This window comes from Sinorhizobium garamanticum, from assembly GCF_029892065.1.
Taxonomy (GTDB): Bacteria; Pseudomonadota; Alphaproteobacteria; order Rhizobiales; family Rhizobiaceae; genus Sinorhizobium; species Sinorhizobium garamanticum.
On sequence record NZ_CP120374.1, the window covers coordinates 311,323 to 335,019 of the forward strand.

At 60.6% G+C, this 23,697-nt stretch carries 22 protein-coding genes; 13 read left to right on the plus strand and 9 right to left on the minus strand.

Annotation, left to right across the window (positions count from 1 at the left end; all coding sequences use genetic code 11):
• The first annotated feature begins 5 nt into the window (after positions 1 to 5).
• From PZN02_RS21405 to PZN02_RS21430, 6 genes are all read left to right on the plus strand, one after another.
• A complete protein-coding gene (locus PZN02_RS21405) occupies positions 6 to 1,049 on the plus strand; it encodes a glutathione synthase (RefSeq protein ID WP_280662683.1) in 1,044 nt (347 codons plus the stop codon).
• 136 nt (positions 1,050 to 1,185) lie between these two features.
• Positions 1,186 to 2,148: a galactofuranose ABC transporter, galactofuranose-binding protein YtfQ gene (ytfQ, locus tag PZN02_RS21410; RefSeq protein WP_280662684.1), complete on the plus strand. Its 963-nt coding sequence runs from the start codon at positions 1,186 to 1,188 to the stop codon at positions 2,146 to 2,148.
• Positions 2,149 to 2,286: 138 nt separating this feature from the next.
• Positions 2,287 to 3,807: a galactofuranose ABC transporter, ATP-binding protein YtfR gene (ytfR, locus tag PZN02_RS21415; RefSeq protein WP_280662685.1), complete on the plus strand. Its 1,521-nt coding sequence runs from the start codon at positions 2,287 to 2,289 to the stop codon at positions 3,805 to 3,807.
• Positions 3,804 to 4,829 carry an ABC transporter permease gene (locus tag PZN02_RS21420; RefSeq protein ID WP_280662686.1) on the plus strand — a complete coding sequence of 342 codons (1,026 nt, stop codon included), beginning with the start codon at positions 3,804 to 3,806 and terminating at the stop codon, positions 4,827 to 4,829. The genes ytfR and PZN02_RS21420 overlap by 4 nt, the downstream gene beginning before the upstream one ends.
• Positions 4,826 to 5,794, plus strand: a complete 969-nt coding sequence (yjfF, locus tag PZN02_RS21425) for a galactofuranose ABC transporter, permease protein YjfF (RefSeq protein WP_280662687.1) — start codon at positions 4,826 to 4,828, stop codon at positions 5,792 to 5,794. The genes PZN02_RS21420 and yjfF overlap by 4 nt, the downstream gene beginning before the upstream one ends.
• 20 nt (positions 5,795 to 5,814) lie before the next feature.
• Complete coding sequence (locus tag PZN02_RS21430) at positions 5,815 to 6,570, plus strand: FadR/GntR family transcriptional regulator (RefSeq protein WP_280662688.1); 756 nt, start codon at positions 5,815 to 5,817, stop codon at positions 6,568 to 6,570.
• A 250-nt stretch (positions 6,571 to 6,820) separates the two neighbouring features.
• On the opposite strand, the gene PZN02_RS21435 is transcribed toward PZN02_RS21430, so the two are convergent.
• The 6 genes from PZN02_RS21435 to PZN02_RS21460 form a co-directional block, all read right to left on the minus strand.
• Positions 6,821 to 7,957 carry an ABC transporter ATP-binding protein gene (locus PZN02_RS21435; protein WP_280662689.1) on the minus strand — a complete coding sequence of 379 codons (1,137 nt, stop codon included), beginning with the start codon at positions 7,955 to 7,957 and terminating at the stop codon, positions 6,821 to 6,823.
• The gene (locus PZN02_RS21440) at positions 7,954 to 8,781 is read right to left on the minus strand and encodes a carbohydrate ABC transporter permease (RefSeq protein WP_280662690.1); all 828 of its coding nucleotides are present in this window, start codon (positions 8,779 to 8,781) and stop codon (positions 7,954 to 7,956) included. The genes PZN02_RS21435 and PZN02_RS21440 overlap by 4 nt, the downstream gene beginning before the upstream one ends.
• Complete coding sequence (locus PZN02_RS21445; protein WP_280662691.1) at positions 8,778 to 9,680, minus strand: carbohydrate ABC transporter permease; 903 nt, start codon at positions 9,678 to 9,680, stop codon at positions 8,778 to 8,780. The genes PZN02_RS21440 and PZN02_RS21445 overlap by 4 nt, the downstream gene beginning before the upstream one ends.
• 126 nt (positions 9,681 to 9,806) lie before the next feature.
• The gene (locus PZN02_RS21450) at positions 9,807 to 11,036 is read right to left on the minus strand and encodes an ABC transporter substrate-binding protein (RefSeq protein WP_280662692.1); all 1,230 of its coding nucleotides are present in this window, start codon (positions 11,034 to 11,036) and stop codon (positions 9,807 to 9,809) included.
• Positions 11,037 to 11,098: 62 nt separating this feature from the next.
• A complete protein-coding gene (locus PZN02_RS21455; protein ID WP_280662693.1) occupies positions 11,099 to 12,001 on the minus strand; it encodes a sugar phosphate isomerase/epimerase family protein in 903 nt (300 codons plus the stop codon).
• An 8-nt stretch (positions 12,002 to 12,009) separates the two neighbouring features.
• Positions 12,010 to 12,999, minus strand: coding sequence for a Gfo/Idh/MocA family protein (locus tag PZN02_RS21460; protein WP_425336336.1), 990 nt, complete (start codon positions 12,997 to 12,999; stop codon positions 12,010 to 12,012).
• 172 nt (positions 13,000 to 13,171) lie between these two features.
• Between PZN02_RS21460 and PZN02_RS21465 the strand changes: the two genes are divergently transcribed.
• The 5 genes from PZN02_RS21465 to PZN02_RS21485 all read left to right on the plus strand — a co-directional run bounded on the left by PZN02_RS21465 (position 13,172) and on the right by PZN02_RS21485 (position 18,041).
• The gene (locus PZN02_RS21465; protein ID WP_280662695.1) at positions 13,172 to 14,209 is read left to right on the plus strand and encodes a substrate-binding domain-containing protein; all 1,038 of its coding nucleotides are present in this window, start codon (positions 13,172 to 13,174) and stop codon (positions 14,207 to 14,209) included.
• Between the two features lie 161 nt (positions 14,210 to 14,370).
• Positions 14,371 to 14,673: a cupin domain-containing protein gene (locus tag PZN02_RS21470; protein ID WP_280662696.1), complete on the plus strand. Its 303-nt coding sequence runs from the start codon at positions 14,371 to 14,373 to the stop codon at positions 14,671 to 14,673.
• 157 nt (positions 14,674 to 14,830) lie between these two features.
• Entirely contained in the window at positions 14,831 to 15,961 is a 1,131-nt protein-coding gene (locus tag PZN02_RS21475) for a site-2 protease family protein (RefSeq protein ID WP_280662697.1), read from the plus strand.
• Positions 15,962 to 16,039: 78 nt separating this feature from the next.
• Positions 16,040 to 16,540, plus strand: coding sequence for a DUF1772 domain-containing protein (locus tag PZN02_RS21480; RefSeq protein ID WP_280662698.1), 501 nt, complete (start codon positions 16,040 to 16,042; stop codon positions 16,538 to 16,540).
• 256 nt (positions 16,541 to 16,796) lie between these two features.
• Positions 16,797 to 18,041 carry a S41 family peptidase gene (locus tag PZN02_RS21485; protein ID WP_280662699.1) on the plus strand — a complete coding sequence of 415 codons (1,245 nt, stop codon included), beginning with the start codon at positions 16,797 to 16,799 and terminating at the stop codon, positions 18,039 to 18,041.
• Positions 18,042 to 18,066: 25 nt separating this feature from the next.
• On the opposite strand, the gene PZN02_RS21490 is transcribed toward PZN02_RS21485, so the two are convergent.
• Positions 18,067 to 19,065 carry an ABC transporter permease gene (locus PZN02_RS21490; RefSeq protein ID WP_280662700.1) on the minus strand — a complete coding sequence of 333 codons (999 nt, stop codon included), beginning with the start codon at positions 19,063 to 19,065 and terminating at the stop codon, positions 18,067 to 18,069.
• A 31-nt stretch (positions 19,066 to 19,096) separates the two neighbouring features.
• Entirely contained in the window at positions 19,097 to 19,837 is a 741-nt protein-coding gene (locus PZN02_RS21495; protein WP_280662701.1) for an ATP-binding cassette domain-containing protein, read from the minus strand.
• A gap of 261 nt (positions 19,838 to 20,098) precedes the next feature.
• On the opposite strand from PZN02_RS21495, the gene PZN02_RS21500 reads away from it, so the two are divergent.
• Positions 20,099 to 21,079: an NAD-dependent epimerase/dehydratase family protein gene (locus tag PZN02_RS21500; RefSeq protein WP_280662702.1), complete on the plus strand. Its 981-nt coding sequence runs from the start codon at positions 20,099 to 20,101 to the stop codon at positions 21,077 to 21,079.
• 47 nt (positions 21,080 to 21,126) lie between these two features.
• Positions 21,127 to 22,116, plus strand: coding sequence for a sugar-binding protein (locus PZN02_RS21505; protein WP_225109504.1), 990 nt, complete (start codon positions 21,127 to 21,129; stop codon positions 22,114 to 22,116).
• 61 nt (positions 22,117 to 22,177) lie between these two features.
• Here PZN02_RS21505 and eglC read toward each other — a convergent pair whose 3' ends face one another.
• Positions 22,178 to 23,575: an endo-1,3-1,4-beta-glycanase EglC gene (eglC, locus tag PZN02_RS21510; RefSeq protein ID WP_280662703.1), complete on the minus strand. Its 1,398-nt coding sequence runs from the start codon at positions 23,573 to 23,575 to the stop codon at positions 22,178 to 22,180.
• Positions 23,576 to 23,697 lie beyond the last annotated feature (122 nt).

The following is a 23,697-nucleotide window of genomic DNA, read 5'->3' on the forward strand; positions in this document are numbered from 1 at the left end:
CGGACATGCGCATCGCCTTTTTCGTCAATTCCATCGAAGGCGAGGCTACCTATTACGCCACCACCTGGCTTGCGCTCGCGGCGCTCGCCCGTGGTCACGACGTTTGCTACGTCATGCCCGGGGATTTCGTGCTGCGTTCCGACGACAGCCTGATGGTCCGGGCTACGACCTTGCATGGCCCGAAACCGAAGAAGCCGGAGACGTTGCTCAATGCGCTCAAGGACGAGCGAGCAAAGGTCAGGACGATCGACATCACAGAAATCGACGTGCTTTTTCTGCGCAACGATCCTTCGGAAGACGCCGAAAAGCGTTCTTGGGCAGCCTATGCCGGCGTGAATTTTGGCCGTCTTGCGGTCGATCGCGGCGTGATCGTCGTCAACGATCCGGCCGGCTTGGCGAGTGCCCAGAACAAGCTCTATTTGCAGGGTTTTCCGGAAGTTGTTCGCCCCACCTCGCTGATCTCCCGGAGCATCGAGGAAATCCGGGACTTCATCGATGCGCATCCTGACGGCGTGATCCTGAAGCCTTTGCAGGGATCAGGCGGCAAGAACGTTTTCAAGATCAGTTCCAAGGAAGCCAACCTCAATCAGATATTCGAAGTTGCCAGCGGCGAAGGGTACCTGATCGCCCAGACCTACCTGCCCGAAGCGACCGCCGGTGACGTCCGCCTTTTTCTCATGAACGGACGGCCATTGGAGCGCGATGGTGTTCATGCCGCGCTCCGCCGGGTGCCGGCCAAGGGCGATGTGCGCTCCAACATGCACGCCCGCGGCACGCCGGAAGCGGCAACGGTCACGCCCGAAATCCTCTCCCTGGCGGAAAAGCTCCGACCGAAACTGGTGGAAGACGGCATGTTCCTGGTGGGCCTCGACATCGTCGGCGACAAGATACTGGAGATCAATGTCTACAGTCCCGGAGCCCTCCCGGAGATCGCCGCGCTTTACGGCGTGGATTTCAGCGAGGACATCATCATCGCGCTCGAAAACAAGCTGAGCATCCGACAGCTCTATTTGGGAACATTGTCGAACCGCACGTTGGCCACGCTCTAACGACATCAAGCGCATGACGCACCGATGAATTTGGCGGGAATACGCTGGAAGATTTCAAACGTGAGTTTACAAAAGTATTATTATATGATTTTTTCTCGACAGCTGCATGGAGAGCAGCTTTCTTTGGGAGGAAATCATGAAATTTGCGAAGGCACTCGCGAGTGCAACGATTCTTGCTGCCTGCACCTTCGGCAGCGCATCGGCCGCGGAACTCGTCGTCGGCTTTTCCCAGATCGGATCTGAGTCCGGCTGGCGCGCAGCTGAAACGACGCTGACGAAGCAGCAGGCCGAGCAGCGCGGAATCGACCTTAAATTCGCCGATGCGCAGCAGAAGCAGGAAAACCAGATCAAGGCGATCCGTTCCTTCATCGCGCAAGGCGTGAACGCGATCCTTGTCGCTCCAGTAGTCGCAACTGGCTGGGATGAAGTGCTGCAGGAAGCGAAGGATGCGGAAATTCCTGTCATCCTGCTCGACCGCACCGTCGACGCATCCGACGATCTCTATTTGACGGCTGTGACCTCCGACCTCGTCCACGAAGGCAATGTCGCCGGCAAGTGGCTTGCCGACACAGTTGCCGGCAAGCCCTGCAACGTCGTCGAGCTTCAGGGCACGACCGGTTCGTCGCCGGCGATCGACCGCAAAAAGGGCTTCGAACAGGCGCTCTCCGGTCACGACAATCTGAAGATCGTCCGCAGCCAGACCGGCGACTTCACCCGCACGAAGGGCAAGGAAGTGATGGAAAGCTTCCTGAAGGCGGAAGGCGGCGGCAAGAACATCTGCGCGCTCTACGCCCACAATGACGACATGGCCGTCGGCGCGATCCAGGCCATCAAGGAAGCCGGCCTGAAGCCGGGCAAGGACATTCTCGTCGTCTCGATCGATGCCGTTCCGGACATCTTCCAGGCGATGGCCGCTGGCGAAGCCAACGCGACCGTCGAACTGACCCCGAACATGGCTGGTCCCGCCTTCGACGCCCTCGCCGCCTACCTCAAGGATGGAAAGGCGCCGGCAAAGTGGATCCAGACGGAATCGAAGCTTTATACCCAGGCCGACGATCCGATGAAGGTCTACGAAGAGAAGAAGGGCCTCGGCTACTGATCTCGCTTGCGGCCCGCCCGGCAGAACCGGTGCGGGTCGCTTCTGCCCTTCTGCAAAGAAGGCTCGACCGGAAACGAGAGTAGATGCCGCGCGGCATGTCGTTCCCGCTCCGGTCTCGACGTTCCAGAGACGGTATCCATGCAAGCCAGCAGCGACAACATTCTTTCGGCGGTCCGGATCGACAAGGGCTTTCCCGGAACCAAGGCCTTGGACAAGGTCGATTTCCATCTGCAGCGCGGCGAGGTTCACGCGCTTCTCGGAGAGAACGGCGCCGGCAAATCGACACTCATCAAATGCCTCACCGGCGCCTATCGCCGGGATGGCGGCAGCATCCTGCTCGACGGGGTTGAAGTCGACCCGCGCGACACCTTCGAGGCCCAGCGGCTCGGGATCGGGACCGTCTATCAGGAGGTGAACCTGCTGCCGAACCTCAGCGTCGCCGAGAACCTGTTTCTCGGCCGGCAACCGCGGCGTTTCGGCGTGGTCGACATCCGCGCAATGAACCGCAAGGCACGCGAACTTCTGTCGGAATACGAGCTCGAGCTCGACGTCACCCGTGCGCTCGCAAGCTATTCGGTCGCCATTCAGCAGGTCGTGGCGATTGCCCGCGCCGTCGACCTTTCGGGCAAGGTGTTGATCCTCGACGAGCCGACGGCGAGCCTCGATGCACATGAGGTCGCGATGCTCTTTCGCATCGTCCGGCGCCTCAAGGCACGCGGCCTCGGCATCATCTTCATCACCCACTTTCTCGAGCAGGTCTACGAGATTTCGGACCGCATCACGGTGCTCAGGAACGGGCGACTTGTCGGAACCCGCAACACGGCCGACCTCGATCGTCGCGATCTGATCGCGATGATGATCGGCCGCGAACTTGCGGCAGAGATTCACGCAGTCCAGGCTGCCGCTGCGGAAGGCGGCGAGCCGCGCTACCGGTTCAGGAATTACGGCCGGCGTGGACGCATCGATCCTTTCGATCTCGACGTCAGGGCGGGCGAGGTTGTCGGTATTGCCGGCCTGCTCGGTTCGGGCCGTACGGAAACGGCAGAGGTCCTCTTCGGTGCGCATCGCGCCGACAGCGGGACGGCGGAAATCGACGGCCGCCGCGTCGAACTGTCGTCGCCTCGTGCCGCCATCCGCCAGAAATTCGGCTTTTGCCCAGAGGACCGCAAGACCGCCGGCATCGTCGGTGATCTCTCTGTGCGCGAGAACATCGTTCTTGCGCTGCAGGCCAGCCGGGGCTGGACACGGCCGATCTCGCGCACGGAGCAGAACCGGCTGGCCGACCTCTATATCCGGGCACTGGATATCCGAACGGCCGACAGGGAAAAGCCGATCAAGCTGCTTTCCGGCGGCAACCAGCAGAAAGCCATCCTCGCCCGCTGGCTGGCCACGGAACCCGAATTCCTGATCCTCGACGAACCAACGCGCGGCATCGATGTCGGCGCACATGCCGAGATCGTCAGGCTGATCGAGTCGCTGCGTGAGAAAGGCATGTCACTGATCGTCATTTCATCGGAGATCGAAGAACTGGTCGCCTACAGCACACGAATCATCGTTCTTCGCGACCGCGCCCACGTCGCCGAACTCGGCGGAGAGCGCATTACGGCCCATCAGATCGTCGAGGCGATTGCCGCGACCAATGAGCGGAGGGCATCGTGACATCGATCGTCCGGATCTATCTCGCCCGTTTGCTGCCACAACTGATCGCGCTGGCGGCTATTCTCATCGCGATTTCAATGACCTTTCCCGGTTTCCTCAACCTGGAAATTCAGAATGGCCGCCTCTACGGCAGCCTGATCGACATCCTTAACCGGGGCGCTCCAGTCGTGCTGCTGGCGATCGGCATGACCGTCGTCATTGCAACCAAGGGCATCGATCTTTCCGTTGGCGCGGTCATGGCGATTTGCGGTGCCATTGCAGCGTCATCCATCACGTCCGGCCATTCGCTGTTCGAGACGATCCTGATCACGATTGCGGTCGGCATCCTTTGCGGCATATGGAACGGCATTCTCGTCGCTGTCCTCGACATTCAGCCTATCATCGCGACGCTCGTGCTGATGGTTGCCGGGCGAGGCATCGCCCAGCTCGTGACCGAGGGTGCGATTCTCACCTTCAATGATGCCGGCCTCATCTTCATCGGCAGCGGTTCCTTCGCCGGTTTACCGATGCCGGTCGTCGTCTGGCTCGTCTTCGGAGTTCTCGTCGCACTGCTCGTTAGGCAGAGCGCCCTCGGCATGCTGATCGAGGCGATCGGCATCAACCGCCAGGCAAGCACGCTGTCGGGGGTTCTCACCCCGGTGCTTCTGATTGCCGCCTATATGCTTTCCGGCCTCTGTGCCGCGATTGCCGGCATCATCGCTGCTGCCGACATCCGGGGGGCCGACGCAAACAATGCGGGGCTGTGGCTGGAGCTCGACGCCATTCTGGCGGTCGTGGTCGGCGGCACTTCCCTTCTTGGCGGCCGCTTCAGCATCGCCGCGTCGGTGCTCGGAGCGATCATCATCCAGGCGATCAATACCGGCATCCTGCTTTCCGGTTTCCCGCCGGAGTTCAACCTCATCATCAAGGCGGCAATCATCGTCTTCATTCTGGTGCTTCAGTCGCCGCGCTTCCGCACCGCCTTTGCTTTCCTTGCTGTCCCACGGCGAGCAGCCAAAACGACCGAGCAGGAGGCGAAATGAATAAGAAATATCTGCCACTTACGGCAACGATCTTAATCTTCGTCTTAAGCTATGCGCTCTGCGCTGCCCAATATCCGAACATTCTCTCCACCCGCGTTATTGGCAATCTCTTGACCGATAATGCCTTCCTCGGCGTCGCCGCCGTGGGCATGACCTTCGTCATTCTTTCGGGAGGCATCGACCTCTCGGTGGGTTCGGTCATCGCTTTCACCGGGGTGTTCCTTGCGGTTGTCCTGGAACACACCAGCATGCACCCGCTCGCGGCCTTTGCGCTGGTCCTCGCCATCACCACGCTTTTTGGCGTGCTGATGGGGATGATCATCCATTATCTCGAGATGCCGGCCTTTATCGTGACGCTGGCCGGAATGTTCCTCGCCCGCGGCATGGCCTTCGTGCTGTCGATCGATTCCATTCCGATCAAGCATCCCTTCTACGGGACGTTGAAGGGCTTCTACTACAAGCTGCCAGGCGGAGGACGGATCACTCTCATCGGCGGCCTGATGCTGCTCGTCTTCGCCGTCGGCATCCTCATCGCTCACCGGACCCGGTTCGGCACGAACGTCTATGCGCTCGGCGGCGGCACGGCGACAGCGAAGCTCATGGGCGTTCCGGTCGCGAGCACAACGATCAAGATCTACGCCCTTTCGGGACTGCTCGCGGGTCTCTCCGGCATTGTTTTCTCGCTTTACACGTCGGCCGGCTATTCGCTTGCCGCGGTCGGCGTCGAGCTTGATGCAATCACCGCCGTCGTCATCGGCGGCACGCTGTTGACCGGCGGATCGGGCTTTGTTGCCGGAACGCTGGTCGGCATCTTCATCCAGGGCCTCATCCAGACCTACATAACCTTCGACGGATCGCTGTCGAGCTGGTGGACGAAGATCCTGATCGGCGCGCTTCTGTTTGCCTTCATCCTTCTGCAGAAGGGGATCATCCATCTATCGCGCGATGCCCGACAACACGCCTGAGTGAGCGGAGGACCGTGTGAATGCCGCCGGAAACCTTCGCCAAACGACCGGGGAAGCGCACAAGCCACCAGCTCGTCGTCGATGAGCTGGGCCAGGCCGTGGTCGGCGGCGAATTTGCCATTGGCGACATACTGCCAGGCGACACGGAGCTTGCGGCGCGTTTCAATGTCTCGCGCACGGTCCTGCGCGAAGCGATGAAGACGCTCGCGGCCAAAGGGCTCGTTTTCCCGCGGGCGCGCATCGGAACGCGCGTCATGCCGCGGACGCATTGGAACCTGTTCGACGCCGATGTCCTCTCCTGGCATTTCAATGTCGGCGTGGACCAGGATTTCCTGCATCACCTGAGCGAAGTGAGACTGGCCCTCGAACCCTATGCCGCAAGTCTCGCGGCGCGACGGGCGTCCGACGCCGACATCAGCCAGATGATGCGGCTTGCCGTTGCCATGGGCGATGCCGGGCACAGCGCCCAGACACTGGCGCACGCCGACCTCGAATTTCATCTCCATTTGCTCGAAGCCTCCCTCAATCCCTTCATGCGGACGGTGGGGAGCCTTATCGAAGCAGCATTGATCGGCGTTTTCAAACTCACGAGTCCAAGCCCCGAAGAGGCGGAAATCGACCGCGTCGCGATGGCGCACATCCGCATCGTCGAAGAGATCCAGCGCCGCGACGAGCATGGCGCCCGAAGCGCTATGGAGAACGTAATCCGGGTTGGCCAGGAGCGACTTATGCTTGACCTAAGGGAAGGCAAGATCGCTCTTCAGAGCGGATCGTGAAAACGCCGAACGCTACTGCATGTTTCCTTAAATCCTACTCGATTTAAGGATAAAACATGCCGCAATTCAAAGTACTACACTGTCCTTTGCCCGTCTTATTAGACGCGCGGCGCTATGCGCAAAAGAACAAAGCGTTAGAGCGGTTTTCTCAGACGAGGCGGCGCCTCTGCCGCTTGCGCCCACCTCTTTGGATCGCGATGAGTCGCGGAATGCGGGCGGAAAACCGTTACACTCTTTTCCTGACTTTGCGTCAGCTCGCATGACCTGCAACGTGGAGGTGCCGCGGCGGCTCGATGCCGATGCGGCCATTTTCCGGTTCGATCCGCCGGCCCGTTGCGGTGTCGAAAAGATGCAGTTGCGCCGGATCTATCGCAAGACCGATGATGTCGCCGCTTCCTGCTCTGCCGCGCCCGGTCTCGACGATCGTCAGTTCCGGCTGCGTTGCCGACGTGATGAAAGTGGCCGAACCGGTCGACTCGACGAAACCGACCGGGACGTCGAAAGCGCCCTGCCCTTCCGAAACGACCTTGATGTGCTCCGGCCGGATACCAGCAGTGACGGACGATCCCGGCGCCAGACCACGCCCGAGCGCGAGCTTCGCCTGCATCTTGCCGAAATCGAGAACGATGTGGGCGCCATCTTCCCCGACGATCGCCGGTATAAAGTTCATCGCGGGTGAACCTATGAAGCCCGCAACGAATTTGTTGGCCGGGCGGTCATAGAGATCGAGCGGCCGGCCCTGCTGCTCGATGATGCCGTCGCGCATGACGACGACGTGGTCGGCCATCGTCATCGCCTCGATCTGGTCGTGGGTCACGTAGACGGATGTTGCCTTGAGCCGGTCATGCAAGGCGCGGATTTCCTTGCGCATATGCACGCGAAGGGCGGCATCAAGATTGGAGAGCGGCTCGTCGAACAGGAATGCTTTCGGGTGGCGGATGATCGCTCGGCTCATCGCCACGCGCTGGCGCTGGCCGCCCGAGAGTTCGCGCGGATAGCGCTTCATCAGATGCGAGAGGCCGGTGGTTGCCGCCACCTCTTCCGCCGCCTTGCGCGCTTCTACCTTTTTCACACCGCGAATGCGCAGACTGTAGGTCAGGTTCTCCTCGACCGTCATATGCGGATAGAGCGCGTAGGACTGGAAGACCATTGCGACATCCCGCTTGCGGGGCGGAACGCCATTCATGAGTGCGCCGGCGATCTTCATCTCGCCGGTCGAGATCTTTTCGAGACCAGCGAGCGAACGCAGCAAAGTGGACTTGCCGCAGCCGGATGGGCCGACGAGGGCGACAAAGGTTCCCTCCTCTATCGCGAGATTGATGTCCTTCAACGCATGAAAGGCACCGTAGAACTTGTTGACGCCGTTGAGTTCGATCTGAAGGGTCATTTGAGGGCTCCCGAAGTGAGGCCGGAAACGATACGGCGCTGCAAGAGAATGAAGGCGGCCAGAATGGGTGTCACATAGATCGTGGCGTAGGCCATGATGTTGTTCCATTCATTGGTGTTCGGCCCCATGAAGGAATTCAGGCCGACGCTGGCGGGTTGCAGTTCGATGTCCTGGATCATCGACTTCGAATAGACGAACTCGCCGAAGGCCTGCATGAAGATCAGGATCGCGCTCACCAGAATGCCGTTGCGCGCCAGCGGCAGGACGATGTTGAAGAAGGCGCCGATGCGCGAATTGCCGTCGACGAGCGCCGCCTCCTCGAGCTCCATCGGCACGCTCATGAAGGTCGCCCGGACGAGGACCACGAAGAACGGCATGCTCTTGGCCGCGATCGCCAGGATAACGGCAAAGCGCGGCGTGTCGAGCAGCCCGAACTGCGAGAAGCCGACGAATATCGGCGTGATCATCAGCGAGGCCGGCAGCACCTGCAGCATGAGGATAAGGAACAGGCCGATATCGACCCAGACATTGCGATAGTGCGCGAGCACATAGGCGCAGCCGACGCCGAGCACCGCGATCAACGCCACGGAGCCAAATGCGATGACCAGTGAGTTCCAGAGATAGCGCCCCATGTTCCGGCTTTCCCAGACGAAGGCGTAGATGTTCCATTGCGGCTCACTGGGCAGGAATTTCGGTGGTGTCGCGAACATCGCCGAACCGGTTTTCAGCGCGGTGACGTACATCCAATAGAGCGGAAAGAGGTAGATGGCCGCCAGCACCAGCGCGGCGGCGAGCATCAGCCGATTGCGGAATTGATCGCTCATCCTCGGACCTCATGGCGGGTGGAGCGCACATAGACGACCGAAGCGAGCATAACGAAGACAATCATGATTACCGAGATCGTCGCTCCCTTGGCGAAGTCGTATTGCCGGAACGAAAGGTCCCAAGCCCAATATTGCGTCACGTTGGACGAATTGTTCGGCCCGCCCGAGGTAATGGCGGCGAAGAGGTCGAATTGCTGCAGCGTGAAGATCAGTCCGAGCGCGATGATCGCGCCGATCGTCGAACGCATCATCGGCAGCGTGATCGTCCAGAAGCGCTGAAGCGCATTGGCGCCGTCAAGCTCGGCCGCCTCGTAGAGATCCTTCGGTATCCCCGACAGCCCGACCGAGAGCAGGATCATGTTGAAGGACGTGCCGAGCCAGATATTGGCGATGATGACGGCCCAGAGCGAATAGTTCGGGTCTGAGCGCCAGAAAATATTGCCGGAGATAGCGCCCATCTCCCGCAGGAAGAAATTGAGGACGCCGAAATCGCCGGAGAGAATCCAGTTCCAGATGGCGCCGACGACAAGGCCGGGCATTACCCAGGAGACAAGGAAAAGACCGCGCAGCCACGAGGCGCCCGGAAAATTGATCCAGAAGAACAACGCCAGGCCGAAGCCGATCGCGAATTGTCCAGAGATCGAGGCCACCACGAAGAGCGCCGTATTGAAGAGTATCGGCTGGGTTTCAGGCTGCGAAAACAGGTCGACATAGTTGCGGAAGCCGACAAAGGGTCGCCAGAAACTACCGAGGCTGAACATGTCGACTTCCTGAAAGCTCATCACAACGTTGTAGATGAGCGGAAGGCCGGACATGATGAACAGGAAGCCGAGCGGCAGCACGACGAGGCCGATGTCGAAGCCCTTGCCGTCCGTGACGCTGGATAGAATTCTCTTCATGGTGATCCCCTCTCCCTCAGGCGATCCCGACCGAAGCCGGAGATCGCCTTTCGGGAGGAAACTCGGGCGGACGATCCGCCGGTGAATGCCTGCCGCCGCGCCGCAAGTCAGAGCGGCGGCATCTTCTCAACCGAGAACAGCCTTGATTTTCTCAGCCGCCTGATCAAGCGCCTCCTTGGAGCTCATCTGCCCCGTCAACGCTGCCTGGATCGCGTCCTGGATCGCCTTGGAGATCTTCGGCCATTCCGGATGCGGGCCGCGTGGCTTCGCATATTTCAACTGCTCGACGAATGCCTTGAGTGCAGCGTCCTTCTTCTGCTCGCCGGTCGGCGGAATGGAGATGTCGGAGCGGGCCGGCAGTTGCCCGAAATCCTTGAACATCCTGTCGTCCTGCGAGGCGAAATATTCGAGCACCTTAAAGGCTTCCGCCGGATGTTCGGTGCTTGCGAAGATCGCCCAGTTGAAGTCGCCCATCGCCGAGGAGCGTTCGGCGCCCAACTCGGGAACTGGCAGCAGCGCGACGCCCCAGTCGAACTTCGCCTCCTGGATCATGCGGTCGAGTTCCCACGGGCCGGAGATCGCCATGGCCGCATTGCCCGAATTGAAGGTGCCGGTGGAATCCCATTGTCCGCGCGTCAGACTATCCGGCGACGCCAGCTTCTCGTCGATGATCGTCTTCCAGATATCGAGCGCCTTGACCGCACCCTCGGAATTGATCTTGTCATAGCCGCCGCCGGCCATCTGTACCCAGGGCAGGAACTGGAAGGTTCCCTCCTCGTTTGCCTTCGCAGAGAAGGCAAGGCCGTAGACATTGGCGGCCGGATCCGTCAGCTTGCGTGCCGCTTCGACGAGTTCGTCCCAGGTCTGCGGCGGCTTGTTCGGGTCGAGGCCCTTCGCCTTGAACATGTCCTTGTTGTAATAGAGGGCGATCGTATTCGTCGCCTTCGGGATGCCGTAATATTTCCCCTCCCAGGTCACCGAAGCCAGCGGCCCCGGAAAATAGTTCTCCGGCTTCACGACGGTGGACGTCGCGATCATGTCGGTGAGGTCGAGAAATGCGCCGCGGGACGCGAAGAGCGCGTGCTCCGGATTGTCGATGGCGATGATATCCGGTGCCTGGCCAGTCGAGTAAGCGCGCATGGCCTCGCTGACAACGTCGTCAAACTGGATCTGGCGATATTCGACTTTAATTCCTGTGTTCAGCTTGTTGAAATCCTTGATCAAGTTTGGCGCCGGCTGAATGTCTCGATCCAGCGACCAAACACTGATCGTCACATCTTCTGCGCTGGCGGCGAATGCTGCCAACGAAGTGCCGAGGGCGACGGTGCCCAGGATTGCATATCTGCGAATACCCATAATCTCCTCCTCTGTGGTTGTTCCGCGACCGGCATCCTCCGCGCCGGTCGTCGGGCATGGTCTCAGACCGGATCGACGACGAAATCGCCGCCCCGGCAGGTTTTCAGGTAGTTGAGCGCGTGAACCTGGCCGGTCATCTCAAGCGCATCGCGATAGACCGGGTCGTGCCAGCCTTCGATGTCGATCGAACCGGACCAGCCGGCGAGCCTGAGTTCCGAGATGACGTCCGTCCAGTTGCTGTCGCCGAAACCGGGCGTGCGCATGAAGACGAATTTCTCCTTGCCGAAGATGCCGCGCTCGCGGATGACGTCCCAGCGGATCGTCGCGTCCTTGCCGTGCACATGGAAAATCTTGTGCGCCCATTTGCGGATCTGCGGCAGAGGGTCGATCAGATAGACCATCTGGTGACAGGGCTCCCATTCGAGGCCGATATGGTCGTCCGGCGTCTCGTTGAACATCAGTTCCCAGGCATCGGGATTGTGGGCGATGTTCCAGTCGCCCGTCGCCCAGTTCCCGTCCATCGCGCAGTTTTCAAAGGCGATCTTCACGCCCTTGTCTGCCGCGCGATCACCGAGTTCGCGCCAAATCTTCCTGTAGCGCGGCAGGCTGTCGGTCAGCGGACGATTGCGGATGCGGCCGGTGAACCCCGCGACGCAGGTCGCGCCGAAGTGATGCGCGTTGTCGATGCAATCCTTCCAGCCCTGCAGCGTCTGCAGGTCGATGTCGGTCTCCTCCAACGGATTGCCGAACATGCCGAGCGTCGAGATGGTGATGTCGCGCTCGCCGATCGCCTCCCTGCAGCGCTTGCCAAGCTCGGCGAGGTCCTGCCCGTTGGTCGTCTGCCAGAAGAAAGGTTCGAAGCTCTCGAACCCCAAGTCGGCGATCTGGCCGATGCGCTTGGCAGCCTCGCCTTTCGTGGCGCTGACCATGGTGCCGATGCGGATGGATTTGGCTGGATTGCTCATCAGATACCTCAAATTGTCACGCGCTGCCGGGTGCGGGCGCTTTCGATCGCTGCAAAAACCATGGCAAGGCTGTTGATGTTGTCATCGCTAGCCGTTTCCGGCTTCTCGCCGGAGCGGATGGCCGCAACGAAATCTGCGATCACGCTGGCGTGGCCATGCGTCTCTGCTTGATCGGCCGGTTCCGGGACCTCGATCGGAAGCAGTTCGCGCAGAAAGCCTTCGCCGGCGACTTTGTTGGCCTGGAAGCTCTCGGCTCCGTCCCAGAGCAACGTGCCCTCGGTGCCGATGATGCGCCACTGGCTCTCCCAGCTTGTATTCGCGCCCTCGGCGCACCACGAGCCGCGATAGGTGAAGGTGACGTCATCCGAGAGCTCGAAGATGGCGTTCGCGGCCGCACCGTGCGCATACCAGGAGCCGCGCGGATTGCTCTCGTGGCAATAGACCGCGAGCGGCGTCTTGCCGGCGATGAAACGCGCCGCATCGAAGGTATGGATCGCCATGTCCAGGAGCAGCACGTTGTCCATCTCTTCCCGGAAGCCGCCGAAATGTGCGCCGATGAAGAAATCGCAATGGAGACCGGTCAGTGTGCCGATCGCCCCGCTTTCGACGAAGCGGTGGATACGGCGCACGCCGGAGATAAAGCGGCGGTTCTGGACGACGGCGTGGATCTTGCCCGCCTCGCCCGCAAGACGGATCAATTCCCTGCCGGCGGCGAGCGAGGTCGCCATCGGTTTCTCGCTCAGCACGTGGCACCCATGCCTGAACCCGGTAGCAACGACATCACGACGGGCGGCGGGCACGACGATGTCGAAGAGCAGATCCGGTTTGGTTTCGCTCAAGACGGCATCGAGATCGGAGCCGATGATCGCATCCGCAATATCGAATTCCGCCGCAAGGTTCCGGGCAGTGTCGGCGTTGACGTCGACGAGCCCAACAATGCGGATCGATGATTGAAGTTCGCGGTTTGCGGCGATCGCCTTAAGCCAACCTTTGGCCATAGCTCCGCACCCGCACAGAACTGCGCGCAGAATCACGTTTCTCCTCCCGTAAGTCTACGAAATCGCCTTGTTTTGGCTACCGTAAACGTTTACGGAACTATGCGGAGTTTCCGAAACATGTCAATAGGGATTCGGAGACGAGTGGACGCTTGACGGGAGGATGAAAGTCGGGATGAAGGGAATTCGGCGTCTTGCGCAACATCTCGATATTTCCATCGGCACGGTCTCGCGGGCGCTCAACGGCAAGCCTGACGTCAATGAGGAGACGCGTAAGCGCGTGCTCGAGGCGGCGGCGGAACTTGGTTATGTTCCGAACCAATCGGGCCGCAGTCTACGGCAGGGCACGACCAATATCATCGGCTTCATGATCCAGACCGGCACGGAGATCACCGGCCAGGGCGACATATTCTTCATGAGCGTTTTCGACGGCGTGCAGGCCGTCTTTGCCGAACACAAGCTCGATCTCGTGGCCCTGCTTTGCTCGTCGCAGGAAGATCCAAACGACTACCTGCGCCGCGTCGTGGCGCGCGGCTTCGCTGACGGGCTGATCCTGTCGGCAACCCAGCGCAACGACCCCCGCATCGAATTCCTGGCCGAACGCAACATCCCCTTCGTCACACTCGGCCGAAGCCTGACAGATGCCGGCCAGCCCTGGCTCGATCTCGATTTCGAGGGCATGGCGCAAGCAGCGATCGACCGCCTCGTCGCGCGCGGCCATAGCCGCATCGCGGTGACGCGTCCGCACGACGACGTCAATCTCGGCTACATCTTCGTTGACCGCTGCCGCGAAGCGCTCGCCGCGCACGGCCTGCCTCTGGAGGAGGATCTGATCTTCCGCTCGACGCCGAACGAGGCGGGCGGCTACCAGATCGCCCGTGACCTTCTCGCGCTTGACGAGCCGCCGACGGCGATCGTGCTGATCAACGAGACGATCGCGATCGGTTTCTACCAGGCCCTCTCCGAAGCCGGCATCAAGCCGGGGCGCGACATCGCGGTGATCGGGCGCTATAGCCCGCACGCGCATTTCCTTTCGCCGCCGCTCACCTGCTTCCGGCTGTCGCTTCGCGATCTCGGCATCGCGCTGGCGGAAACCCTGCTTTCCGCCATGCCGGCCTTCAGAGACCATTATCCGGACGCTCCTGCAAACAAGGTCTGGCCCATGGAACTTGTCGAGGGCGAGAGCGATTCGTTCCTCGTCGCTCAGCGCTGAGCGACGGCAGATACTCCTGCGGCTGGCGTGATTGTCACCCGATTTTGAACCTGCCGACGGCCGCAGTCGGATCATTTCCGCAATTTCGGCGTTTGATGACGTAGGTCAATTGTCGGCTTCGGCCTCTCACCCCGTCGGAGCCCTCCTGAAAGGAGATTGCGATGCGCGGAATTTTCCTCCTCCCTGCCCTTCTCGGGTTGTCAACGACGGCCTTTGCCCATGACGCCCCTAGCGGATGGAAATATCCGAACTCCTGCTGTTCAAATCTGGATTGCCGGCAGGTCACCCAGACGGCAATAAGCGAACGTCCGCAAGGCTATATCATCAAGGCGACCGGCGAAGTACTTCCCTACACCGATGGGAGGGTGCGCATCTCACCTGACGGGTTCTACCATTGGTGCTCGGCAGCAGGCGAGGAGCACAGCAAGACAATTTGTCTGTTTGTGCCGCCGCGGGCCTATTGAATATTTTTTTGAAACAGCCCGACCGCAGTTGGCATCTTCGCCATGGCGAAGCCGAGGTGATCGACTATCATAGCGTTGTCGGCACCTCGGTCGACGGCTGAGGTCATTGAAGAGGAAAGGCTGCCTGCCGACAACAGGACGCGGGAGCAGGACGCACATGGGTTGGTCTCTCAGGATTGGAACGATTGCCGGCACGGCGATACGGCTGCATGTTACCTTTGCGCTCCTGCTTATCTGGATATGGCTGATGCATTACCGGATCGGCGGCGCGCCCGCGGCGTGGGAAGGCATCGTTTTCATCATCGCCGTGTTCGTCTGCGTCGTGCTGCATGAGTTCGGGCACATCGCCGCCGCGCGCTATTTCGGAATCAAGACACCGGATATCACCCTGCTGCCGATCGGCGGCGTGGCTCGTCTCGAACGCATGCCCGAAGAACCTCGCGAGGAGTTTGTGATCGCCATTGCCGGTCCCCTCGTCAATGTCGTGATCGCGGGGCTCATCTTTCTCGCGCTCGGCGGATCGGTGGGCATGGAGCAGATGGCCGGTGTTGAAGATCCCGGAACGAGCTTTCTTGCAAGGCTTGCCGGGGTCAACGTCTTTCTCGTGCTTTTCAATATGATTCCGGCCTTTCCGATGGATGGGGGTCGCGTGCTGCGCGCAGCCCTCGCCTCGCGGCTCACTTGGGCACGAGCAACCGAGATCGCCGCGGCAATCGGCCAGGGCCTTGCCTTCGTTTTTGGTTTCATCGGCCTGTTTTATAATCCGCTGCTGATCTTCATCGCCATCTTCGTTTATCTGGCCGCAACGGCCGAAGCTCAGAACGCGCATATCCGCGCCGTTTCCGGCAGCGTGCTCATCGCCGACGTCATGGTCACCGAATTCGCAAGGCTTGACCGCTCGGCGACCATCGACGAGGCGATCGAGATGCTGCTCGCGACGACGCAACGCGAGTTCCCCGTGGTCGACGCCACCGGCCGTTTCGAGGGCCTGCTGACACGCGACGATATGATCCGCACTCTGAAGGAAAGAGGGGCCGCAACGCCGGTCGTCAGCGCGATGCGCGACGACATTCCGCGGATCCACTATCGCAAGCGCCTCGAAGAGAGCCTGAAACTGATGCAACAGGCGAGTTCTCCCGCCGTTGCGGTGGTCGACGGTTCGGACCATCTCGTCGGGCTCATGACCCATGAGACGATCGGCGAAATGATGATGGTGCGCGCGGCTGCATCAGGGAGCTTCCGTTTCGGCCACCTGCGCCGGGACAAGGGTGGTCATACCCACTTTTGAGCCTTTCAGCGGTAAACGGCATCGGAACCGAACATGCGCTGAAACGTTCGACCCCTGAAGCGGAATCGGGTGCCAACCATGTTCCTTGCCTTGCAGGTTCTGACGATCATCATCGTGGCTATCGCCATGGCGCTGGCACTCGCGCACGCGCTCGAATTGCCGGGCAAACTCAGATTGGCCAAGGAACAGTATTTCGGTATTCAACCGATCTACTATCCCGGCTTCACCATCGGAGGTGCGGCCGAGCCTCTCGGCCTGTTGTTCAGCGCCGTTCTCCTGTTCTTGACGCCACCCGGCACGCTGGCTTTCTGGCTGATAGCCTCTGCCTTCATCGGCCTATTGGCCATGCAGGCGACCTACTGGATCCTGACGCACCCGGTGAACAATTTTTGGCTCAAGGATGTCGAACTAAAGGGCGTGAGCGCCGGCTTCTTCTCGCTGGCCGCTTCGCGAGATCCTCCGGATTCCGAAAATCTCGACTGGACCTATCTGCGTGATCGTTGGGAGTTCTCCCATGTCGCACGGGCGGCGTTTGCCATGATCAGCCTAATCCTCCTCGTGGTGGCTGTCGCGCTCTAGGCTCAGGACCTATTAACTTCATCCATCCTGCGTGGCGGGCGGCGCCCACCAACCACTCAAAGCGCCGCGACATCGGCACGACGCTCACGGAATGTTGTTTGCCGAGGTCGCAATCCAGCCGCGGTTTCGCCGATACTACAGCGCCGCGCGTCTTATCAGACGCGGAAAAGACGCTGTAGCACGTTGAATGTCGGTATGTTTCCTTAAATCGATTTAGGAAACATGCCGTAGCCGAAACAGAAACGGAAATCGGCCCATGCGCGCAAGGACGGTCGGCTCCCTCCCCCTCATACTTTTGCTTTTTCTCACATCCGGGCAAGCCTTTGCCCTCGAACCGCCTCGATCGGGGCATCCGGTCTTCGACCGGGCCGTCACGCTCGTGGTCGATAATTTTCACGACGCATCTGCGCTCGATCGGTTCGCCGCGACGGTGCGCCGCCAGATTGAAGATGTGCCGCTAACCGCCAAAAGTTCGCGGGCTGAGGTCGACAAAGCGATCGACACGATCCTCGCGAGCCTCGGTGCGTCGCATACCGCCCGCTTCAAACGCGATACGATCGACTATTTCGAGATCATCGATATATTCCGCTTTGCCGTCCGCAACGACATGCGGCGATTGTTTCCGCCGGATGGCGACGTGAACTATGCTGGCGTCGGCATGATCACACAGGGCGATGGCCCGCGTTTCGTCACCGATGTCTATGACGGCTCGCCTGCCGACCGCGCGGGAATTCTTGTCGGCGACGAGATCCTTTCGGTGGATGGCGCCCCCTACCGCGAAATCGAATCCTTTCGTAACAAGATAGGGCGGAGCGTCGAGGTTCGGTTGCGGCGTCGACCGGGCGCCGAGCCGATCGCCGTCAAGGTTGCCGTCGAGCGACTGAGGCCGCTGCGGACATTTGAGAGGGCGATCGAGAGCAGCGTAAAAGTGACGGAGCATGACGGACGGCGGATCGGCTATCTTCGACTGTGGACGCTCTCGACGGCAGATGGGCTGGACATCGTCGCCCGCGAGCTCGCAACCGGGCGCCTCAAGGATGCCGACGGCGTAATCGTCGATCTCCGCGGCCGGTGGGGCGGCGGGCCGGCCGACGCAGCGGAGCTTTTCGTCGGTGATACTCCGACGTTCCGACTGATCAATCGGAATGGCAAGGAGACGCTCGCCAACGTGCGCTGGCGTCGTCCCGTGGTCGCGATCATCGACGAAGGTGCCAGAAGCGGGTTGGAACTCTTCGCCTATGCCTTGAAGGTGAACGGAATTCCGCTCGTCGGATCGCGAACGGCCGGTGCGCTGCTCGCCGGACGCGCCTATCTGCTGCCTGACGACAGCCTGCTGGAACTGGCCGTTTCGGACGCCGTCGTCGACGAGGGGCTGCGGCTCGAAGGGCGAGGCATCGATCCCGACATTCGGGTGCCATTCAGCCTGCCTTATGCGGCAGGAAAAGATCCTCAGTTCGACGCCGCCATGGAGGAGATGCGGCGCATTCTGGTCAAGGGCTGAGGCGGCAGCTTCCAGTCACGCGGGTTTATTCGCTCTGCCGGAAGTTGCGGATTCGGTCGAACAGGACGGCCAGCACCGTGGCGCCGCCGATGAAGGTGCCCTGCCAAAAGGCATTGATGCCGAGCAGGCCGAGACTGTTGCGGATCACTTCGATGAGCGCCGCACCGATCAAGGCTCCAGAGGCCGTGCCGACGCCGCCGGCGAGATTGGCGCCGCCGATTACCGCCGCGGCAATGACCTGAAGTTCCATTCCCGCGCCGATGTTGGTCGTGACGGCGCCGAGCCAGCCAGTCTGAATGATACCGGCGATCCCGGCCGCGAGCGCGGAGATCATGTAAACGGTAACCTTGATCCTTCTGACCGGAACGCCCGTGAGTATGGCCGCCTGCTCGTTGCCGCCGATGGCAAATACGTAGCGGCCGAATTTGGTCCAGCGCAGCACGAAACCAGTGAGGAGCGCCAGCGCGATCATGTAGAGCACGGGATTGGCGATGCCGAAGAACCATGCGCCGCCGCCAAGCGCCAGCAACTTGTCGTGATCCGGTCCGAACTGAAAGACGACGGTGTTGTTCGACGCGACCATCGCCAAGCTGCGTGCGATCGACAGCATGCCGAGCGTGATCACGAAGGGCGGGAACCCGAGATAAGCGATCATCACCCCGTTGAAGGCGCCGATCAGAAGCGCAGTGCCGATCGAGGCGGCGATGCCGACCTCGATGCTGTAGCCGGCGTGCATGACGACCGCGAGGATCATGCTGCACAGGCAAAGCACGGATCCGACGGACAGATCGATGCCACCGGTAATGATGACCAGGGTCATGCCGAGAGCGATGATCGCAACGAAGGTCACGTTGCGGGTGATGTTGTAGAGATTCTTCGCCGTGGCGAAGGAGTCGGTGGCGAAAGACAAGAATATGCAGGCGAGGATCACCGCGATCAGCACCCAGAACGTCTGGCTCGCGAGCAACGCCGCCGGCCAGGTTTGCTGCCTGTGTTCTATGGTCCGTTCTAGCGTTGTTGCCATCGTCGACCTCGTATCCCTTCGGCCCGTCCGATCATACTTGCTCGATCGCGCCAGTAATTAGTCCGGTAACCTCTTCCGGTGAGCTTGAGGCAATCGGTTTGTCTGCGACCTTTCGGCCGCGCCGCATCACGATGACACGGTCGGCGACGTCGAAGACATCGGGCATGCGGTGGCTGATCAGGATGACCGCAATGCCCCGGTCGCGCAGTTCCCGGATCAGGTTCAAGACTTCCGCCACCTGACGAACCGAGATCGCCGCGGTGGGCTCGTCCATGAGCACGATCTTTGCCTCCGAGAGCATCGTGCGGGCAATCGCAACCGCTTGCCGCTGACCGCCCGACATCTGCTTGACGAGATCACGTGGCCGCGTTTCCGATTTCAGCTCCCTGAAAATCTCGCCGGCACGCTTGTACATCCTCTTGTGGTCAAGAATGCGCAGTGGGCCGAGACCGCGCCGCAGTTCGCGTCCGAGGAAGACATTCGCCGCGGCCGTCAGGTTGTTGCAGAGCGCCAGATCCTGGTGAACGATCTCGATGCCATGCTGGCGCGCCTCGACGGGCCGATGAAGAACGAGTTCCGCGCCGTCCAGGTGCATCGTGCCGTGACTTGGCCGAAAGTTGCCGGCGATCATCTTGACCAATGTCGACTTGCCGGCGCCGTTGTCGCCCATGAGGCCGACCACCTCTCCCGCTTCGAGCGAAAGCGAAATATCATTGACCGCCTGGATGGCGCCGAAATGTTTGGAAATGTTGGCGAGTTCGAGGACCGCCACGGCCGTCTATCCTCCCGATAGCTCCAGGCTTGCGCCCGCTCCGAACCCCTTCGTCTTGGGTGCGGAGCCGTCGCAATCTCGCTTCTCCGATTTCCTCCCCGAAAGAGCGATTAAGCGAATTTACGCAAAACCTTGGGACAGCGTCAATCGATTGTCCTGCGAATTAAGTCGTTCCACGCGGGCAAGAATCTATTTTGTATTACAAATACTCGTTGACGAGCGAAGCGCGCCGATATTAGCTTTAAAAAGGGGAGCAAGAGCATGCTGATCCTTGTCACCGGAGCAACGGGCAAGGTCGGGCGGCACTTCATTGCTGGGCTGCTTGACGATCCGCGATTTTCCGAGGCGCGCATCCGTGCGCTTTGTCATAATCGGCTGTGCCCGGAAACCGACCGGGTCGAGGTGGCGCGCGGATCGATCGCCGACCGGCAGGTCGTCTCTGAAGCGCTCGCCGATGTCACCCACGTGGTGCACCTCGCCACCTGCAAGGAGACCCCCGACGACGTCATGGACGTTACGGTCAAGGGACTTTTCTGGCTGCTGGAAGAGTTCCGCGCAAGCGCGTCCTCGTCCCAGTTCATCCTCATCGGCGGCGACGCCGGCATCGGTCATTTCTACTACCGCCATGACGGACCGATTACCGAGAAGGTACCGCATCAGGCTTATCCCGGGTGCTACGCGCTGTCGAAGGTGCTCGAAGAGGTGATGCTGGAGCAGTTCGGCATCCAGTACGGCCTCAATGGCTGCTGCCTGCGCGCGCCGTGGATCATGGAGAAGGACGACTTCAGGTACACGCTGTCTTTCGGCGATGACGTCTTCGGCGGCCCGGTGTGGAAGAACCTCGTTCCGGAGGCCGACGCGAAGCGCTACGCCAGAGACGGCACCGTGCCACTGCTACGCGATGCCGACGGGCAGCCGCTGAAACGCAATTTCGTGCATGTCGATGATCTGGTCTCCGCCATACTGGCAGCGATCGACAATCCGCGCGCGACGCGGCAGCTCTTCAACATCTCAATGGACAGGCCGGTCGACTATGGCGAAGTTGCCGCTTATCTCGCCCGCACCCGCGGCCTCGCTTCCGTCGACATAGCAAGCCAGTTTCACTCGAACTGGATGGACAACAGCAAGGCGAAGTACCTGCTGGACTGGCGACCTGACTACGACATGGAAAAGCTTATCGACTCGGCTTGGCAGTACGAGCGTTCGCAGGATGATCCGCGCATCGTCTGGTACCCGGGTTGATTTGTGGGCGGGCACGTGGGTGCCCGTTTGTTTCAAGGGAGGAAGGAATGAGGAAGGCACTATTGCTTGCCGTTGCCGTCTTGGCACTCAGCGCCGGAACGGCCATGGCCCAGAAGAAACAGCTCGTCATCGTCGTGAAGGGCCTCGACAACCCGTTCTTCGAAGCGATCAACCAGGGTTGCCAGAAGTGGAACAAGGAAAACCCGGATTCGGAATATGAATGCTTCTACACCGGTCCGGCATCGACGTCGGACGAGGCTGGCGAGGCGCAGATCGTCCAGGATATGCTGGGCAAGGCAGAAACGGCCGCCATCGCCATCTCGCCGTCAAACGCAAAACTCATCGCCCAAACGCTAAAAACGGCCAATCCGTCGATTCCGGTTATGACGCTGGATGCGGATCTTGCCGCCGAGGATTCGGCACTGCGCAAGACCTATCTTGGCACCGACAACTACCTGATGGGCGCGCGGATCGCCGAATACATCAAGAAGGCCAAGCCGAATGGCGGTAAGATCTGCACGATCGAAGGTAACCCGGGTGCGGACAATATTCTGCGCCGTGCCCAGGGGATGCGGGACACGCTGACCGGCCAAAAGGGTCTCGCAGAACTGAAGGGCGAAGGCGGCTGGACCGAAGTCGCCGGCTGCCCGGTCTTCACCAATGACGACGGCGCCAAGGGCGTCCAGGCTATGACCGATATCCTTGCCGCCAACCCGGACCTCGATGCCTTCGGCATCATGGGCGGCTGGCCGCTGTTCGGTGCGCCGCAACCCTATCGCGATCTGTTCAAGCCGATGGCCGACAAGATCGCCAAGAACGAGTTCGTCATCGGCGCCGCCGACACCATCGGCGAAGAAGTGGCGATCGCGCGCGAGGGCCTCGTAACAGCGCTCGTCGGCCAGCGGCCGTTCGAGATGGGTTACAAGGCACCAGCGGTGATGCTGGACCTGATCGCCGGCAAGCCCGTCGAAGACCCGGTGTTCACCGGTCTCGACGAATGCACCAAAGATACCGTCGACACCTGCATTCAGAAGTAAGGGGCCATATGGTTGGAGGCCGGCAGCTCGACATGCCGGCCCCCGCCAAAGATTACATCGTTTAGATCTGCCAGTCCGGATCGAGCGAATAGGCCCTGATATAGTCGATCTTCATTTCAGCCCCATCGACAAGGCCGTCGGTCGGTGTGCCCGCGATACCTCCGACGGCGAGATTCACGAGCATGTACATCGGATCGTGCATGTCCGAGGGCGTGTCGGCGCGTGCGATCGCGGCGTCATCGAAGTACCAGACGATCTCCTCTTCCGTCCAAAGCACTCCGTATTTGTGAAACCCGCTGGTATCGGCAACCTTGACGGCGCTGGCAATGCTGGTCTGCGACCCGGTTTCGTTGGAATGGACGGTGGCGATGACGGTATTCGGATCCTGCCCGCGCATTTCCACAACATCCAATTCCGGCGGCCAGGAGCCGTCGGCCGGGAGCAGCCAGAAGGCCGGCCAGGCGCCTTGGTCGTTCGGCATGTCAGCACGAATCTCGAAATAGCCGTAGGTCTGGGCAAAGGAGGAATGGGTCGTGAGCAGGCCCGATGTGTAGTCGTAACCGTTGATCTGAGCCTGAATGGCATCGGACGCCGGCGCTGCGGTGATCGTCAGGACACCGTTGTTGATGGAAAACGGATTAGCGGAAGCCGTCGGCTGATAGGCCGGGTTTATATACCATTGCAGTTCGCCGTTACCGGTGAGCGTGCTTCCCTTTTCGGGTGCCCACCAGAATTTGGCATCCCAGATACCGCTCGCACCGTCACGAAGCCGCAGGGTATTGAAATCGTCGGAAAAGGTCTGCGTCAGAGCAGACCGGTCGAGGCTCAACTGGAACTGGCCTGCTTGCAGTTCGTCGACGGTCGTATCGGCGAAGACCAGGCTCTCGCCGTTGGCGAAGCTAAGCCGGAGATTGCCACCTTCCTGCACCATATTTTCGAGGAGTTGGTCGAACGAAGTTAGGCCATAGCCGTTAAGCCGCACGATATCATTCGAACTGAAATCGGTGATCAGATCGCTGCCATTGCCCTTTGAGAAGACAAAGATGTCCGTGCCGCCCGCCCCGATCAGGACGTCATTACCGCCATCACCGTCGATCGTCTGGCTGCCGGAGCCACCGGTGATGATGTTGTCGCCGTCATTGCCGAAGGCGAAACGACCGTTGCCGGTGACGGTCAGGTTCTCGAAATTGTTCGGCAGCGTGTAGCTCATCCAGGTGTTGATCGTATCGACACCCTCGCCTGGAGCCTCGTATGCTCGATTGATCCCGGAATAGAGATAATAGATGTCGTCGCCCTTGCCGCCGATCATGGTGACATTGACGGAACTGTCGCCCCAGATGGAATCGTTACCGGACGTCCCGTAGAGTGTCGGGCCTGATCCTGTGGCGGAAAACCATGCCGTCGAACTTCCGCTGTAGTACAGCGTTTTGCCCACGGCGTTCAGCACAGTTCTGCTCATAAAAACATCTCCGATTTAACTACTCGGTCTCCTCCGCGGATCCTGCCAGTCTCCACTCCACCGGCGAGGGAACCTAACATCAGCTTTGCTGAGGATCTACCCGTGCGACCTTGGGGGTTGGC